The organism is Leifsonia naganoensis (assembly GCF_013410615.1).
GTDB lineage: Bacteria > Actinomycetota > Actinomycetes > Actinomycetales > Microbacteriaceae > Leifsonia > Leifsonia aquatica.
This window is the reverse complement of record NZ_JACCHJ010000001.1, coordinates 1,183,474-1,199,468: the sequence shown is the minus strand read 5'-3', so window position 1 is coordinate 1,199,468 and position 15,995 is coordinate 1,183,474. Positions and strand designations below refer to the sequence as shown.

Annotated in this window: 14 protein-coding genes and 2 pseudogenes; 5 read left to right on the top strand and 11 right to left on the bottom strand. The window is 71.4% G+C overall.

Annotated elements, in window-relative coordinates; all coding sequences use genetic code 11:
- The first annotated feature begins 137 nt into the window (after positions 1-137).
- Positions 138-1,868: an ABC transporter transmembrane domain-containing protein gene (locus HNR14_RS05745; protein WP_179700264.1), complete on the top strand. Its 1,731-nt coding sequence runs from the start codon at positions 138-140 to the stop codon at positions 1,866-1,868.
- Between the two features lies 1 nt (position 1,869).
- Entirely contained in the window at positions 1,870-3,864 is a 1,995-nt protein-coding gene (locus HNR14_RS05740; RefSeq protein ID WP_179700263.1) for an ABC transporter ATP-binding protein, read from the top strand.
- Between the two features lie 68 nt (positions 3,865-3,932).
- Here the strand turns inward: HNR14_RS05740 and HNR14_RS05735 are convergent, their stop codons facing one another.
- Positions 3,933-4,214, bottom strand: a complete 282-nt coding sequence (locus HNR14_RS05735) for a hypothetical protein (protein ID WP_021758329.1) — start codon at positions 4,212-4,214, stop codon at positions 3,933-3,935.
- Positions 4,215-4,354: 140 nt separating this feature from the next.
- Between HNR14_RS05735 and HNR14_RS05730 the strand changes: the two genes are divergently transcribed.
- The gene (locus HNR14_RS05730; protein ID WP_179700262.1) at positions 4,355-5,317 is read left to right on the top strand and encodes a formylglycine-generating enzyme family protein; all 963 of its coding nucleotides are present in this window, start codon (positions 4,355-4,357) and stop codon (positions 5,315-5,317) included.
- A 21-nt stretch (positions 5,318-5,338) separates the two neighbouring features.
- Here HNR14_RS05730 and HNR14_RS05725 read toward each other — a convergent pair whose 3' ends face one another.
- Positions 5,339-5,881, bottom strand: a complete 543-nt coding sequence (locus HNR14_RS05725) for a type 1 glutamine amidotransferase domain-containing protein (RefSeq protein WP_179700261.1) — start codon at positions 5,879-5,881, stop codon at positions 5,339-5,341.
- 55 nt (positions 5,882-5,936) lie between these two features.
- Between HNR14_RS05725 and HNR14_RS05720 the strand changes: the two genes are divergently transcribed.
- Positions 5,937-6,761: an aldo/keto reductase gene (locus HNR14_RS05720; RefSeq protein WP_179700260.1), complete on the top strand. Its 825-nt coding sequence runs from the start codon at positions 5,937-5,939 to the stop codon at positions 6,759-6,761.
- On the opposite strand, the gene HNR14_RS05715 is transcribed toward HNR14_RS05720, so the two are convergent.
- The gene (locus HNR14_RS05715) at positions 6,703-7,257 is read right to left on the bottom strand and encodes an MFS transporter (protein WP_179700259.1); all 555 of its coding nucleotides are present in this window, start codon (positions 7,255-7,257) and stop codon (positions 6,703-6,705) included. The genes HNR14_RS05720 and HNR14_RS05715 overlap by 59 nt on opposite strands.
- A gap of 130 nt (positions 7,258-7,387) precedes the next feature.
- A pseudogene (locus HNR14_RS21485) lies at positions 7,388-7,825 on the bottom strand (MFS transporter); the annotation flags it as partial.
- 280 nt (positions 7,826-8,105) lie between these two features.
- On the opposite strand from HNR14_RS21485, the gene HNR14_RS05705 reads away from it, so the two are divergent.
- Positions 8,106-8,732 carry a TetR/AcrR family transcriptional regulator gene (locus tag HNR14_RS05705; RefSeq protein ID WP_179700258.1) on the top strand — a complete coding sequence of 209 codons (627 nt, stop codon included), beginning with the start codon at positions 8,106-8,108 and terminating at the stop codon, positions 8,730-8,732.
- Between the two features lie 102 nt (positions 8,733-8,834).
- On the opposite strand, the gene HNR14_RS05700 is transcribed toward HNR14_RS05705, so the two are convergent.
- The 7 genes and pseudogenes from HNR14_RS05700 to HNR14_RS05670 all read right to left on the bottom strand — a co-directional run bounded on the left by HNR14_RS05700 (position 8,835) and on the right by HNR14_RS05670 (position 15,979).
- Entirely contained in the window at positions 8,835-10,973 is a 2,139-nt protein-coding gene (locus HNR14_RS05700) for a S9 family peptidase (RefSeq protein WP_179700257.1), read from the bottom strand.
- A gap of 4 nt (positions 10,974-10,977) precedes the next feature.
- A complete protein-coding gene (locus HNR14_RS05695) occupies positions 10,978-11,367 on the bottom strand; it encodes a hypothetical protein (RefSeq protein WP_179699273.1) in 390 nt (129 codons plus the stop codon).
- A 100-nt stretch (positions 11,368-11,467) separates the two neighbouring features.
- A pseudogene (locus tag HNR14_RS21480) lies at positions 11,468-11,758 on the bottom strand (FUSC family protein); the annotation flags it as partial.
- Positions 11,759-12,503: 745 nt separating this feature from the next.
- Positions 12,504-13,397, bottom strand: a complete 894-nt coding sequence (locus HNR14_RS05685) for an ROK family protein (RefSeq protein WP_179700256.1) — start codon at positions 13,395-13,397, stop codon at positions 12,504-12,506.
- A complete protein-coding gene (locus HNR14_RS05680; protein WP_179700255.1) occupies positions 13,394-14,134 on the bottom strand; it encodes a copper homeostasis protein CutC in 741 nt (246 codons plus the stop codon). Before HNR14_RS05680 ends, HNR14_RS05685 begins: the two co-directional genes overlap by 4 nt.
- Positions 14,131-15,129: an asparaginase gene (locus tag HNR14_RS05675; protein WP_179700254.1), complete on the bottom strand. Its 999-nt coding sequence runs from the start codon at positions 15,127-15,129 to the stop codon at positions 14,131-14,133. The genes HNR14_RS05680 and HNR14_RS05675 overlap by 4 nt, the downstream gene beginning before the upstream one ends.
- Positions 15,122-15,979, bottom strand: a complete 858-nt coding sequence (locus HNR14_RS05670) for an amino acid ABC transporter permease (protein ID WP_246311523.1) — start codon at positions 15,977-15,979, stop codon at positions 15,122-15,124. Before HNR14_RS05670 ends, HNR14_RS05675 begins: the two co-directional genes overlap by 8 nt.
- Positions 15,980-15,995 lie beyond the last annotated feature (16 nt).

Here is a 15,995-nt window from a genome sequence, read left to right as displayed (position 1 = left end):
CGCGCTACCGTAATCGGTGTTCGAGATCACTCAGACAGCGACGTCATAGTGGCGGCCTTCCGGCGTCGTGTTTGACTGGGGCACTTGTGCTCCGGCCTCCCGGCACCTCACCAGCACTGCGACACTCAGGAATTCTCGTGACTCTTCTCCGAATGGCTCTGCGGTTCGGTCGTCCCTATTGGCGGTCGGCCCTCGCGGTCGTGATCCTCCAATTGATCGCGACCCTCGCGGCCCTCTACCTCCCGACCCTCAACAAAGACATCATCGACAAGGGCATCGTCACCGGCGACACCGGATTCATCTGGTCGACCGGCGGGATGATGCTCATGGTCTGCTTCGTGCAGGTCGTCGCGGCCATCGCCGCCACCTACTTCGGCGCCCGCGCGTCGATGTCGGTCGGCCGCGACATCCGCCGCGACTTCTACCGCAAGGTGGACTCCCTCCCCTCGCTCGACCTGGCCCGCTGGGGCATGCCGACCCTGATCACCCGCAACACGAACGACGTGCAGCAGGTGCAGATGCTCGTGCTGCTGACGCTCAACTTCATGGTGTCGACGCCGATCATGTGCATCGCGGGCATCATCCTCGCCGTGCAGGTGGATGCGGGGCTCTCCTGGCTCATCTGGGTCTCAGTGGCCATCCTGTTCGTGGTGGTCGGCCTCCTGGTGTGGCTGCTGCTGCCGCTGTTCCGCCAGATGCAGGAACGCATCGACGGTGTGAACGGCGTGATCCGCGAGCAGATCGTCGGCATCCGCGTGATCCGCGCGTTCGTCCGCGAGAAGTTCGAGAGCCTGCGCTACGACGAGGCCAACCTGGCCCTGACCCGCGTCTCGGTCCGGGTCGGCAACATCTTCGTGCTGATGTTCCCGCTCATCATGCTGATCCTCAACGCCGCCACCGCCGCCGTGCTGTGGTTCGGCGGGCACCGGGTCGGCGCGGGTGACATCCAGATCGGCGCGCTCACGGCCTTCCTGCAGTACCTGCTGCAGATCCTCACCGCGGTGATGATGGGCGTCTTCATGGCGATGATGATCCCGCGCGCGATCGTCTGCGCCGAGCGCATCGACGAGGTGCTCAGCGCCGTCCCGTCGCAGGGGCAGGGCGCGCACGCCGCAGAGCTCCCCGCCGACGGCCGCGTGGAGATCGAGGGCGTGACCTTCGGCTACCCCGGTGCGGAGAAGCCGGTGCTGAGCGACGTGTCGTTCACCGCCGAGCCCGGCCGGATCACCGCCATCGTCGGCTCCACCGGATCGGGCAAGAGCACGCTGGTCTCGGTGATCGCCAACCTGTTCACGCCGCAGACCGGGCACGTGCGCATCGGCGGCGTGGCCGTCGACGCCCTCAGCCGGCAGCAGCTGGCCGGGCAGCTCGGGCTCGTGCCGCAGCGGCCGTACCTGTTCTCGGGCACGATCGCCAGCAACCTCCGCTTCGGCCGTCCGGACGCCACGGACGAGCAGCTGTGGGAGGCGCTGCGCATCGCTCAGGCCGAGGACTTCGTGCGCGCCAAGGAGCACGGCCTCGACGAGCGGATCTCCCAGGGCGGCACGAACGTCTCGGGAGGTCAGCGCCAGCGGCTCTGCATCGCCCGTGCTCTCGTCGCCCAGCCGAAGGTATTCCTCTTCGACGACTCGTTCTCGGCGCTCGACGTCGCGACCGACGCCCGCCTGCGCGCCGCGCTCGCGGAGTCGACCGGCGACGCGACGGTCATCGTCGTCGCCCAGCGCGTCTCGACCATCCGCGAGGCCGACTCCATCGTCGTCCTCGACGACGGCCGGGTCGTCGCCCGCGGAACCCACGACGAGCTGCTGGAGACGAGCGAGACGTATCGGGAGATCGTCGAGTCCCAGCTGAGCCTGGAGGTGGCCTGAGATGGCACGAGACAAGAAGACGAAGCGCGGCGCCGCCGCGACCGAGGCGGACCGCGCCGCCCGCGAGAGCGCCGTGGAGGCGACCCTCGAAGAGGTCGCCTACGAGTACACGCCGGGGGAGTCGGACGGCGACATGTTCGGCGACGCCCCCGCGCGCAAGGCCGAGAACTTCTGGCCGTCGTTCAAGCGCCTCCTGGGTCTGCTGGGCACCGAGTGGGTCGGGATGACCTGGGTCACCCTGCTCGTCGTGATCTCGGTCGCGCTCGTCGTGATCGCACCGCGGATCCTCGGTCAGGCGACCGACGTGATCTTCTCCGGCGCCGTCGGGACGATCGACGACAAGGGCACGCTGATCCCGGGCACCGGGATCGACTTCGTCCAGCTCGGCCGGCTGCTGATGATCGTGCTCGCGATGTACATCGTGGCGTCCCTCCTGCAGTGGTGGCAGGGCTACATCCTGAACGCCCTCGTCATGCGGGTCGTCTACGGCCTGCGTCGCGACATCGAGACCAAGCTCAACCGCATCCCACTGCGCTACTTCGACGCCCGCCAGCGCGGCGACCTGATGTCGCGCGTGACGAACGACGTGGACAACATCCAGACCGCGCTGCAGCAGGCGTTCTCGCAGCTGATCCAGTCGGTGCTGATGGTCGTCGGAATCGGCATCATGATGTTCATCGTGTCGTGGCAGCTCGCGCTGATCGCGCTCATCTCCATCCCGCTGTCCGGCGTCATCGCCGGCGTGATCGGCAGCCGGTCGCAGAAGCTGTTCAAGCAGCAGTGGGCGTCGACCGGCAACCTGAACGGTCACATCGAGGAGTCGTACTCGGGTCTCGACCTGGTGCGCGCCTTCGGTCGCGACGGCGTGATGCTGGAGGAGTTCGACGGCCGCAACCAGAAGCTGTACCGCTCGATGGTCGGTGCGCAGTTCGTCTCGGGCATGATCATGCCGGCGATGAACTTCGTCTCGTACCTGTCGTACGTGCTGATCGCCGTCGTCGGCGCGCTCCGCGTGGTGTCGGGCCAGATGACGATCGGCGACGCGACCGCGTTCATCCAGTACTCGCGCGAGTTCTCGCAGCCGATCGGGCAGATCGCCGGCATGGCCAACATGCTGCAGTCCGGCGTCGCCTCGGCCGAGCGCACCTTCGAGTTCCTGGACGCCGAGGAGCAGACCCCCGACCACGAGACGCGGCACCTCCCGGAGCGCGCCGACGGGCGGGTGGAACTCGACGACGTTGAGTTCTCGTACGACCCCGAGACGCCGCTCATCCAGGACCTCAGCCTCTCCGTGAAGCCGGGTCAGACGGTCGCGATCGTGGGGCCGACCGGTGCGGGCAAGACCACGCTGGTCAACCTCATCATGCGGTTCTACGAGCTGAACGGCGGCGCCATCCGCCTCGACGGCATCGACACGACGGACCTGTCGCGGTCGGAACTGCGCGGTCAGGTCGGCATGGTGCTGCAGGACGCCTGGCTGTTCTCGGGCAGCATCCGCGAGAACATCCGGTACGGCCGCCTCGACGCGACCGACGAGGAGGTCGTGGAGGCCGCCAAGGCCACCATGGTCGACCGCTTCGTGCGCCAGCTGCCGGAGGGCTACGACACCGTCATCGAGTCCGACGGCGGCAACGTCTCGGCCGGCGAGCGGCAGCTGATCACGATCGCGCGGGCGTTCATCGCGAACCCCTCTCTGCTGATCCTGGACGAGGCGACCTCATCGGTCGACACCCGCACCGAGCTGCTCGTGCAGCACGCGATGGCCGCGCTGCGCACCGACCGCACGTCGTTCGTGATCGCGCACCGCCTCTCCACGATCCGGGATGCCGACACCATCCTGGTGATGGAGAACGGCAGCATCGTGGAGCAGGGCGACCACGCGACGCTGCTCGAGCGCCGCGGCGCGTACTACGACCTCTACATGACCCAGTTCCGCGGCGCCGCCGCGGAGGCCGAGACCGAGGCGGAGTCGGAGTCGAGCGCGCAGCCCGCGTAGCTCGCCGACAACGCGAAAAGTGCGCCGTCTCGCATCGAGACGGCGCACTTTTCGCGTTCTGGGCGGCTCTAGGCCAGCGCGCCGATGGCGAAGCTGACCGAGCCCTGCTCGTCGACCTGGGCGTCGAGCACCTTGTCGTCGAGTGCTGCGGCGGCTCCCTCCTCGAGGAAGAGGCGCGCACCTCCCGCGTCCACGATCTGGTCGGCGGGGTCGGGTGTCTCCGACACGGCGGCCGCGAAGGCCGTGTGCTCCGGGTTGCTGCTGCTGATGCGCAGTCCCGCGTCGTCGGCCGGCGACTGGTCGGTGAGGGTCTTGACGATCGTGCTGGCGTTCTCAGTGAGGGTGAGCATGTGCTCTCCTTCCGTTCGATGTCTCCAGGAGCCAGCCACGTTCCCGCGCCTCCGCCGGGCCCGCAACCCCGATGCGTCCCATTGCCAGGAAACACTCACGAAGGCTCGGCAGGGAGGCCGATCCGCGACAGAATGAGCGCATGACGGACTCGCACGACTGCTGCGCCCCCTCCCGCGCCGATCTGTTCCTCGGCGTCCGGGCGGAGTCCGCGCCGACTCCGGCGGCCGCGCTGGGCCGTCATCCGATCGCCCAGGCGAGCATCCCCGCCCAGACCTTCACGATGGGCGACGCCCACGGCGACGACCGCTGGCACGACGGCGAGACGCCGCTCCACGCGGTGACGCTCGAGGCCTTCACCATCGACACCACGAGCGTCACCAACGCTGCATTCGCCGCCTTCGTCGAGGCGACGGGTTACCGCACCGAGGCGGAGACGTTCGGCTACTCCGCCGTCTTCCACCTCGCGCTCGCGGCCGACGACGCGGACGTACTCGGACAGCCTCCCCAGACCCCGTGGTGGCTCGGCGTCGCCGGCGCGGACTGGCGGCATCCGGGTGGCCGTCATTCCGGAATCGACGGCATGGACGACCACCCCGCCGTCCACCTGAGCTGGAACGACGCTGTCGCGTACTGCGAGTGGGCCGACCGGCGACTCCCCACCGAGGCCGAGTGGGAGGCCGCCTCGCGCGGCGGCCTCGAGAGCGCGCGCTACCCGTGGGGCGACGAGCGCGGCGGCGTCGAGGAGGAGCCGGGAGGCTGGCGCGCGAACATCTGGCAGGGGGCATTCCCCGACCGGAATACGACTGCCGATGGCTTTCTGACCACCGCGCCCGTTCACACCTTCGAACCCAACGCGTACGGGCTCTGGCAGACCGTGGGCAACGTGTGGGAGTGGGTCGCCGACTGGTACGACCCCGGCTACTACGCGGTGTCGCCCGGCTCCGACCCCCGCGGGCCGAAGCGCGGGGCTCAGCGCGTCATGCGCGGCGGATCGTTCCTCTGCCACGACTCCTACTGCAACCGGTACCGGAACGCAGCGCGCTCGTCGAACACCCCGGACTCGTCGATGGCGAACACGGGGTTCCGCACCGTCGCGCGCTGATTCGCGACCGGCGTTCCGGCCCTACCCCAGCGCCGCGAGCAGCTCCCGGTTGAACGCGGGCAGGTCGTCGGGCTTGCGCGACGAGATCAGGGTGAACGGTCCGTCGTCGACCACGACCTCCTCGTCCACCCAGGTCGCTCCGGCGTTGCGGTAGTCGGTCTGGAGGCTCGGCCAGCTCGTGAGGCGCCGCCCGTCGACGACGCCCGCCTCCACCAGCACCCAGCCGCCGTGGCAGATCACCGCGATCGGCTTGCCCGCGGCCGCGAACTCCTGCACCAGCTTCACCGCTCCGGGGAAGGTGCGCACCTGGTCGCCGTTCGCGACGCCGCCCGGCAGCACCAGCGCGTCGAAGTCGTCGGCCGACGCCGCATCCAGCGTCACGTCCACCGGGAAGCGGTCCGCCGGCGTCAGGTGCTCGAACGCCTGCACCTCGCCCGAATCCTTCGAGATCAGCCGCGGGGTGCCTCCCGCGTCGGCCACCGCCTTCCACGGCTCGGTCAGCTCCGCCTGCTCGATGCCCTCGGGTCCCACCAGGAACGCGATCGCTCGTCCGTCTGCAGTCATGTCGTCTCCTTACGTCACCTCCACTGGTACGCCGGGGGAGCGGGAGAATGAACCCATGACGAGCATCCCCCAGGTCACTCTCAACGACGGCAGCAGCATCCCGCAGCTCGGCTTCGGCGTCTACAAGATCCCGGAGGCCGAGACGGTGGATGCGGTGCTCGCCGCGCTCGACGCCGGATACCGGCACATCGACACGGCTGCGTTCTACGAGAACGAGCGCGGCGTGGGGGAGGGCGTGCGTCGCAGCGGCCTCGACCGCGACGACGTGTACGTGACGACCAAGGTGTGGTGGACGGAGAACGGCTACGACTCGACCTTGCGGTCGTTCGACGCGAGCCTGGAGCGGCTCGGCTTCGACACGGTCGACCTGTTCCTCATCCACTGGCCGGCGCCGAAGCACGACAAGTACGTCGACACCTGGCGCGCGCTGGAGCGCATCCGGGAGGAGGGCCGCGCCCGGTCGATCGGCGTCGCGAACTTCCACACGCACCACCTCGACCGGCTCGCCGCGGAGACCGAGGTCGTCCCCGCTGTCAACCAGGTCGAGCTGCACCCGTGGCTGCCGCAGGAGGAGGTGCGCCGCTACGACCGCGAGCACGGCATCGTGACCGAGGCCTGGTCGCCGCTGGCGCGCGGGCGGGTGCTCGGCGACCCCACCCTCGATGGGCTCGCGCGGAAGCACGGCGTCACGCCGGCGCAGGTCGTCATCCGCTGGCAGCTGCAGCTCGGCAACGTCGTCATCCCGAAGTCGTCGACGCCCGCGCGCATCCGCGAGAACCTCGACGTCTTCGGCTTCGAGCTCGACGCCGACGACCTCGCCGCTATCGCTGCGCTCGAGACCGGCGAGCGGACGGGGAAGGACCCTGACGACCTGGGCTGACCGGGCGCCCGACGAGCGTCGCGATCCAGCCGACGGCGACGATACCGCCGGCGACGAGGAGGACCGGAGCTCCGCCGAGACCATCGAAGAGCAGGCCGCCGGCGAAGGCACCGACGGCGATCGCGCCGTTGAAGACGCCCGACCACATCGCAGAACTCCGCTCCACCAGCGCCGGATCGGCGGACCGGATCCACGCCTGCGTCGCGACGCCGATGGCGCCGTACCCGGCCCCCCAGAGCGTCAGCACGGCGAAAGCGGTCCAGATCGCGGCGACGGCGACGGGGAGGAGGGCGGTGCCCAGCGCGATGGTGCTGAGCGCGATCAGCAGCACGGCGCGGGGGCGGCCGGCGGCGAACGGGCCGAGGACGGCGTTCCCGACGATGCCGGCGAGACCGAACGCGGCCAGGGCTGCCACGACGAGGGGCGGAGTGATGTCCGGGTCGGTCTCGAGGACCGGCCGGATGTACGTGTAGGCCATGAAGTGCCCGGTCACCACGAGGGCGGTGATGGTGAATCCGGTCCGGACCTCGGTCGTGCCAGGGGAGGAAGGTGCCCGCGAGGCGCGCACGTTCGACGACCGGGAGCCGCGGCATCGCCACGAGGGCGCAGAGCGCGCCCGCCGCACTCAGCGCGGCGACCGCCCAGAAGGCGGCGCGCCATCCGGCGAGTCCGGCGATGAACGTCCCTGCGGGCAGGCCGAGGACCATGCCGATCGAGGTGCCGGAGAAGATCGCGGTCATCGCCCGGCCGAGGTGAGCCGGATCCGCCAGCCGCGGACCGAGCCCTCCCGCCGACGCCCACACCACGCCCATCGAGACGCCGATGAAGACGCGGGCGACCGCGAACATCGCGAAGCTCGTGGAGAGGGCGCTCACGATGTTGGCCAGCGTCAACAGCGCGAGGAACCCGACGAGGAGCGTGCGCCGATCCCCGCGACCCGCGATCACGGGGGTGAGAGGAGCGACGATCGCGGCCAGCACGCCCGTGATGGTGAGCGACATCCCCGCGAGCCCGGTGTTCACCCGCAGGTCCGCGGCGATCGACGGGAGAAGCCCCACCGGCATCATCTCGGCCGTGACGACGGTGAACGTCGACAGCGCCACCGCGAGCACTGGAGCCCACCGGAAGACGGGGACGGGGGACGGGGTCGAGGGCGCCGCGGGGTCGATTCGCTGAGTCGTCATGGGGAGGAGCTGCTTTCATCCGGTCGGCGGACACATACGCCGCGTATGTGGATGACGGTATTCACATACGACGCGTATGTCAATTAACATGCGCCGCGTATGCGAGCTAGACTGGAGCCCCACCCCCCGACGACCCCCACCCCCGGACGACGGAGAATCGATGGCCGCGACCTCCACCGCACGCAAGCCCGAGCGTCGTTCGCGCGCCCAGATGATCGACGAGACGCGGGACCAACTGCTCACAGCCGCGCGGGCGCATTTCGCCGAGCACGGGTACGCGGGGACCTCCATGGACGAGCTGACGGCGTCCGCCGGGCTCACCCGGGGCGCGCTGTACCACCACTTCGGCGGCAAGCAGGGACTGCTCGACGCGGTCGTGCGACAGCTCGATGCGGAGCTGTGCGCCCAGCTGAGGACGATCCTCACCGGCCACGACGATCCGCTCGTCGCTCTCGACGAGCGCAGCCGCGCCTACATCGAGAAGACCCAGTCGGCCGAGTTCCAGCGGATCATGTTCACGGACGCACCCGCCGTCATCCCGGACGCCGTGGAGGAGACGTCGGCCGCGTGCATCGCGACCCTGGCCGAGGTCGTCGAGGAGGCCCGGAACCGCGGCATCGTCGCCGAGCACGTGTCACCGGTGGCGATCGCGACCATGCTCAACGGGGCGCTCGCGGATGCCTCGCGCTGGGTCGCCGCCGCGTCCGGGTCGGATGCGGGCAGACGTCGCAGAGTCGCCATCGAGTCGGCGTCCGCGCTCATCGGGGGCCTCCGCACGAACCCGTGACTGCAGCGGCGCGCTTCTCCCGAGCGGTCTGACTGCGGTGCTGCGGGACATCTGCGGCTGCTCGCCGCGCCGCAGATGTCCCGTGGGACCGCAGTCGCGGGACTACTCCCCGGTCGGGTGCGCCCCGATCACGTCGAGCATCCACGCCAGCGAGAACGCGCGCTCGCGCCAGGCGGAGTAGCGGCCCGAGACGCCGCCATGCCCGGCCGCCATCTCGGTCTTGAGCAGCGCATCCGCGCCGGCGACATCCCTCAGCTTCGCGACCCACTTGGCCGGCTCCACGTAGAGCACGCGGGTGTCGTTCAGGCTGGTGACCGCGAGGATCTTCGGATAGCGCGTCTCGTGCACGTTCTCCAGCGGCGAGTACGACTTCATGTACGCGTACACGTCGGCGTCGTGCAGCGGGTCGCCCCACTCGTCCCACTCGATCACCGTGAGGGGGAGGGAGGGGTCGAGGATGCTGGTCAGCGGGTCCACGAACGGCACCTCGGCGAGCACGCCGGCGAAGTACTTCGGCGCCAGGTTGGCGATCGCGCCCATCAGCAGACCGCCGGCGCTGCCGCCCTGGGCGACGAGCCGGTCGGGGGAGGTCCAGCCCTCGTCGATCAGGTGACGCGCCGACTCCACGAAGTCGGTGAAGGTGTTCTTCTTGTGCAGCTTCTTGCCGTTCTCGTACCAGAGCCGGCCGAGCTCGCCGCCGCCGCGCACGTGGGCGATCGCGAAGACGACGCCGCGGTCGAGCAGGCTGAGGCGCGGGATGCCGAACGACGGGTCCATGCTGGCCTCGTACGACCCGTAGCCGTAGAGCACCATCGGGGCGGGCTCGCCCGGCGTCACGAGGTCGCGGCGGTAGACGAGCGAGATCGGGATGCGGGTGCCGTCCTTCGCCGTCGCCCACTCGCGCTTCTGCTCGAACAGCCCGGGGTCGAACTCGCCGAGCACCGGCTGCTGCTTGCGCAGGGTCAGTTCGCGGGTGCGCACGTCGTAGTCGTAGACGCTCGACGGGGTGACGAAGCTGCCGTAGCCGAGCCGCAGCGACGGCTGGGTCCACTCGGGGTTGCCGCCGACGCCGACGGTGAAGAGCTCCTCGTCGAAGTGCAGCTCGTGGAGGGTGTCGTCGCTCGATCCGCCGTCCTCCGGGATGCACGCGACGGCTACGCGGGTGAGGCCCTCACGCCGGTACTCCAGCGCCACGAAGTCGCGGAACGCATCCACCCCTTCGATCCGGACGGCCGGGTTGTGGGCGAGGATCGTCTTGCGCGGCCCCTGCGGGTCCTCGGCGGAGACACTCACCAGCTCGAAATTGACGGCCTCGTCGTTGTGGACGATGAGGAGGCGGTCGTGGCTGCCGACCACCACGTGCTCGATGTCGTACTCGACGCCGTCCTTGCGCGGCCAGACGACGGTGAACTCGCCGGTCGGGTCGTCCGACGACAGCAGCCAGGCCTCGCTGGTGACGCTGGACCCGGCTTCGATGACGAGGAAGCGGCGGCTCCGCGTCAGCCCCACGCCGATCCAGAAGCGCTCGTCCGGCTCGTGGAAGACCTGCGCGTCCTCCTCACCGTCCGGGCCGACGCCGACCCGGTGCCGCCACACGGTGTCGGGCCGCCACGCGTCGTCGACGGTCGTGTAGAAGATGTGTTCGCCGCTCTGGTCGAAGAGCGCGCCGGCGCCGGTGCCCTCGATCTCGTCGGGGAATGCGTCGCCGCCGGCCGTCAGGGACCGCACGCGGATCGTGTACCGCTCGTCGCCCTCGGTGTCGACGCCGTAGAGCAGCCGCGTGCCGTCGGCGCTCACGTCGAAGCTGCCGAGCGCGTAGAAGTCGTGCCCGTCGGCCTCCACGTTGTCGTCGAGCAGGATCTGCTCGCCCGGCAGTCCCTCGACCTGCGCTCTGTCGTCGAGCGCCGGCGGCTCCCAGTCGTCGGGGGAGGCGATGGGGGCGCGGCAGTGGATGCCGTACTGCTTCCCCTCCACGGTGCGCGTGTAGTACCACCAGTCGCCCTCGCGCACCGGCACGCTCAGGTCGGTCTCGCGCGTGCGTCCCTTGATCTCCTCGAAGATCTGCTCGCGCAGCAGCGACAGGTGCTCGGTGCGTGCGTTCGTGTACGCGTTCTCCTCGTGCAGGTGCGCCAGCACCGCCGGGTCGTCCTTGTCGCGCAGCCACTCGTACTCGTCGATGTAGACGTCTCCGTGCTGGATGCGTTCGGTCGGCTTCTTCGCGGTGACGGGCGGGGTGAGCATGTGCTCAGGCTACCGGGCCGCCCTGGAGCGCCGATACGAGTCCGTTCAGCCGTGCGCGCACGCGCTCGAGGTCGGCGGGGGCGGCGAGGCTGGCGCGTGCCAGCCGGAGTGCGTCGCGCACCCGCTCGCGCTGCTCCGGCGACATGCGGCCGCGCTCGGCTGCAGTGAGTCGCGTGTCGAGCGCCGGGCCCAGGGCGCTCGCCGCATCGATGCAGTCGATCGGCTGGACGCCCGTGCCGCCGAACAGGCGCCGGGCCCGGTGGGCGGGGGCGAGTTCCTCGACGCGCCGGAGCGCTGCACGGAAGGAGGCTGCATGTGCCTGCCGGTCGTCCGGCTCGGCCGTGAGCACCGACCCGACCGCGATCAGGAGGTCGGCGAGCCGTTTGCGGAGCACGTCGGTCGAGCGGACCGGCAGTACGAACCAGGCCGGCGCCGATCCCGAGGAGCGCGCCCACGAGGATCGCGAGCACTCGCTCCAGGAGCAGCCCGGTCTCCCCGGCGGCCGGGGTGACGCCGACGACCTGCTGCAGGATCGTCAGCACGACGGTCACCGCGAGGGCCCAGAAGGCGTAGCTGTACGAGCGCAGCCAGGTGCCCGCGAAGAGGGCCACGAAGACCACGACCACGGCGGCGAACCCGCTTGCCGTCGGAGCCGCGGCCGCGAGCCCGAGGGCGAGCACGGTGCCGCCGATCGCGCCCGCCACGCGCAGCGCGCTCTTGTGCAGCACGTCGGCCCGGCCGCGGTTGCCGGAGTTGACGATGAACGCGGTGAGCACGACCCACATCGCGTGCTGCGGGAAGACCAGCCAGCCGACGACGAACGCCGCGGCGAGGGCGACCGCCATCTGGATGGCCATGCGCGTGCTCGCGGGGAGTCGCCGGCGCGAGGTGGAGGAGGCCGAGGGCGCCGCCCGGGCAGCCGCGGGCCGCGCAACCGCCGCAGCCGCCGCAGCCGTCGCGGCCGGCTCGCCGTGGCCCGGGCCCATGCGCAGCAGCCCGAGCACCTCCCGCGCCACCGCCACCCACAGCACGGCGACCGCACCGGCACCGGCCGTCAGCAGCGCGGCCGCCCACCACGGCGTCCCGGAGGCCGCGGGGACGACGGGCACGATCAGCACCGCCGTCAGCGGGAGCGCGATGAGGGCGCCCAGCCGGGCGGCGAACGGACCGAACCGGCGGAGCCAGATCGGGACGCTCATCCCGGCGATGTAGAGCAGCGCGCCCACGACCGGCACGATGACGAGCAGCCAGCCGACGCCGGCCGCCGCGACGCCGATCACGGGCAGGAGCACCGCCGAGCGGGCGAACTCGCGGCGTCCGGAGACGGTGCGCCGGGCGAGGCTGAGGGCGACGACCGTGGCGAGCACCGCGGGGGACCCCGCGGCAGCCGGACCGGCGATGGCGCCGACGGTCAGCCACACGGTCGCGCACGCGGCTGCGGCGGCGGCCGTGGTGATGAGGGCCGCCAGGCCGAGCCGCAGGTGCTTCACCCGGTCATCCTCTCACCGAGCGCCGACGGGGAGGGGTCGCTCAGCGCGCCGCGCCGAAGGCGAGCAGTCCCGCGCCCGTGCGCCCGGCGTCGCCGCCGAGCGCGCTCTGCACGATCGCCGGGGCCGCACGCCAGGCGAGCCCGTCGCGCACCTTGCGCTCCAGTGGCCCGAACATCGCGTCGCCGGCCTGCGAGACGCCGCCGCCCAGCACGATCACGCCCGGGTCGAGCATCAGGGTCATCGTCACGAGTCCCTGGGCGAGCACCGTCACGGCCTCGTCCCAGATCCGGTCGGCGAGCGGGTCGGAGCCGAGCCGGCTCACGATGGTCCGCGCGCTGAGCGGCTCACCGCCGGCCTCCGCGTAGCGGCGGGCCACGCCGGCGCCGGACATGTAGACCTCCAGGCAGCCGCGCTGCCCGCAGGTGCACGGCTCGCCGCCCGGGATGACCGGGATGTGCCCGAACTCGCCGGCCGCGCCCGTGGCGCCGGTGATGGTGCCGCCCGCCGTGACCAGTGCCGCGGCCACGCCCGTCCCGATCGGGATGAGCACGAAGTCGTCGAAGCCGCGGGCCGCACCCAGGCGCCGCTCGGCGAGGCCGGCCGCGCGCACGTCGTGCCCGACCGCGACCGGAAGCCGCAACTGCGACTGCAGGATGTCGAGCAGCGGCACGTCCCGCCAGTCGAGGTTGGAGGCGTAGTGGACGATGCCGCGCTCCTCGTCGAGGATCCCGGGGGTCGCGACGCCCGCGCCGACGACCTCGTCCGGAGCGACGTCGCGCAGGTCGCGCAGCAGGGTCACGAGCGCGCCGAGGATGTCGGCGGTGGGCGTCGGGCGCGTCAGCTCGGCGACGACGGCCCCGGCCTCGGACACGACGGCGCCCTTCATGGCCGTGCCGCCCAGATCGACGGCGAGGGCCAGCGGTCCGCCGCTCACGCCGCGACCTCGCGCAGCGCGTCCACGACCGCGGCGACGATGGGGGAGGAGGTGACGTCGCGCATCCCGCTGTCGTACCCGCTGAGGACGAGGGAGGCGCTGGCCGCCTGCTCGACGGCCCGCAGGTGCACCTCGGAGACGCCGGAGCGCTCGACGAGGTCCACAACGTTCGCCGGGCGGACGCCGCCGCCGGCGAGCACCGTGATCCGGTCGGCGGCCTGCGCGACGAGCGCCGCGAGCTCGGCGACGCCGTCGGGCGCAGTCGTCGCGCCGCCCGAGGTCAGGACGCGTGCGACTCCGAGGGCGATCAGCTCCTCCAGGGCGGCCGCGCGGTCGGGCGTCTGGTCGAACGCCTTGTGGAAGGTCACCGGTGCGTCGCCGCAGGCGCGCACGAGCGCTCGGGTCGCGTCCGCATCCACGGTGCCGTCCGGGTGCAGCGCACCGACCACGAAGCCGAGCGTCACGCCCTCCGGCCGGTCCACGGCACGGAAGGCGCGGATGTCGGCGACCATCGCCGCCAGCTCGTCGTCGTCGAAGACGAAGTCCGCGGGGCGCTGGCGGATGAGCACGTTCACACCGATGCGGCGGGCCAGCCCGAGCGCGGCGGCCACCGTCCCGATCGACGGGGTGAGGCCTCCCGTGGCGAGGGCGGAGCACAGCTCGATGCGATCGGCGCCCGCCTCCTCCGCCCGCCGCACCCCGGCGAGATCGTCGAGGCAGATCTCGACGACGGTCACGCGATGCGCTCCAGCGCGGCGGCCAGGTCGGCGGCGATCTCGATGCGGCCGACGGGCACGCCGCCGCCGAGCACGGGCAGTTCGACCAGCGACACGGCGCCGTCGATGGAGGTGCCGAGCGCTTCGAGCACCCGCAGGGCGATGAGCGTAGTGGCGCGCGGGCTGCCGTCGACGATCTTCATCGAGACGGCGGTGCCGTCCGCGGCGGCGACACCGATGACGCCCTCGGCTCCGCCCTTGGCGAGGGCGCCTGGCACCTCCTCCATCAGCGAGGAGTTCTGGTGGCCCGAGCCGCCCACGTAGAAGGGATGGGTGCGCATCGCGTCCGCGACCGCGCGCTCGGGGGTGCCGGGTGCGGCCTGCACCAGGCGGCCGAAGGCGCGGGCGACACCGCGCACGGTGGTCCCGAAGAGTGGGGCGCCGCAGCCGTCGACCGCGTCGGCGGAGACGGGGACACCGGTGAGCTCGGCCATGGTGGCGCGGACATGCTGCTGCAGGGGGTGCGCCGGGTCGAGGTAGCCGGCGACGTCCCAGCCGTTCGCGGCGGCGGCCAGGATCATGGCGGCGTGCTTGCCGGAGCAGTTCATCCGCACCCGGGCGCGGGGCTCGCCGGCGCGCACCAGCCGCTCGAAGGTGCCCTCGTCCTCCGGCCGGTCGACCGGGCAGCCGAGCGCCTCGTCGTCGACCCCCGCGCGGGCCAGCAGCTCACGCACGACCCGCACGTGCTCGTCCTCGCCGGTGTGGCTGCCCGCGGCGATCGCGAGCTCCGGCCCGGCGAGCGGGGCGCCCGCGGTCAGGCAGGCGAGCGCCTGCAGCGGCTTGACGGTGCTGCGCGGCAGGATGACCGCGTCCGCGTCGCCGAGTTCCAGGAGGGTGCTCCCGTCGGGTGCGAGGGCGACGAGGCTGCCGAAGTGACGGCTCTCGATCATCCCGGAACGACGGACGGCGGCGAGCTCGGCCAGACCCGCTCCGGGGTGGCTGGTGGTGCTAGGCATGGGATTCTTCCTGGTGCGGGGTCGCCGGCAGGGGCGGCAGAGGCGGCTGCGTCGAGGGGCGGCGACGCGAGCCGCGCCGCGAGCCGCGCTGCAGCCGGGACGCGAGTGCCGAGAGGCTGCCGTTGACGACGAGATAGATGACGGTCACCGCGACGTAGGTCGGGATGAGCAGGTGCAGGTACGAGGCGAGCACCTGTCCGCGGTAGAGCAGCTCGGTGAAGGCGACGATGTAGCCCAGCGAGGTGTCCTTCAGGAGGCTGACGAGCTGGGTCACCAGCGACGGCGCGACGTTACGCAGCGCCTGCGGGAGCACGACGTGGCGCATCGCCTGCACCGGCCGCATCCCGAGGCTGAGCGCCGCCTCGCGCTGACCGCGGGGGAGGCTGAGGACGCCGGCGCGGACGATCTCGGCGAACACCGCCGAGTTGGCGATGGTCAGCGGAACGACCAGCTTCCACAGGGTCGGCAGGTTGATGCCGAGCTGGGGGAGGCCGAAGAGCATGAGGTAGATCATCAGCAGCACCGGGATGGTGCGGGCGACCTCGATGTAGAACCCGCACAGCCAGCGCACCGGGCGCAGCCGGCTCAGGCGGCCGAGGGCGAGCACGATCCCGAGGGCGCCGCCGAGCACGGCGACGATCGCCGCGGCCTCGAGGGTGCCGAGCAGGCCGACGAGCAGGTACTGCCAGATCGCCCAGTCGGTGAACGGCGCCCAGCGCTCCGCCGCGAACTGACCGTGCGACGCGAGCTGCCAGATCCCGTAGCCGATGATGGCGGCGAAGGCCACGCAGCTGATCAGGGAGCCGAGGAGGATGTTGCGGCGGCCGCGCGGGCCCGGGGTGTCGTACATGAACGAAGCGGCATAC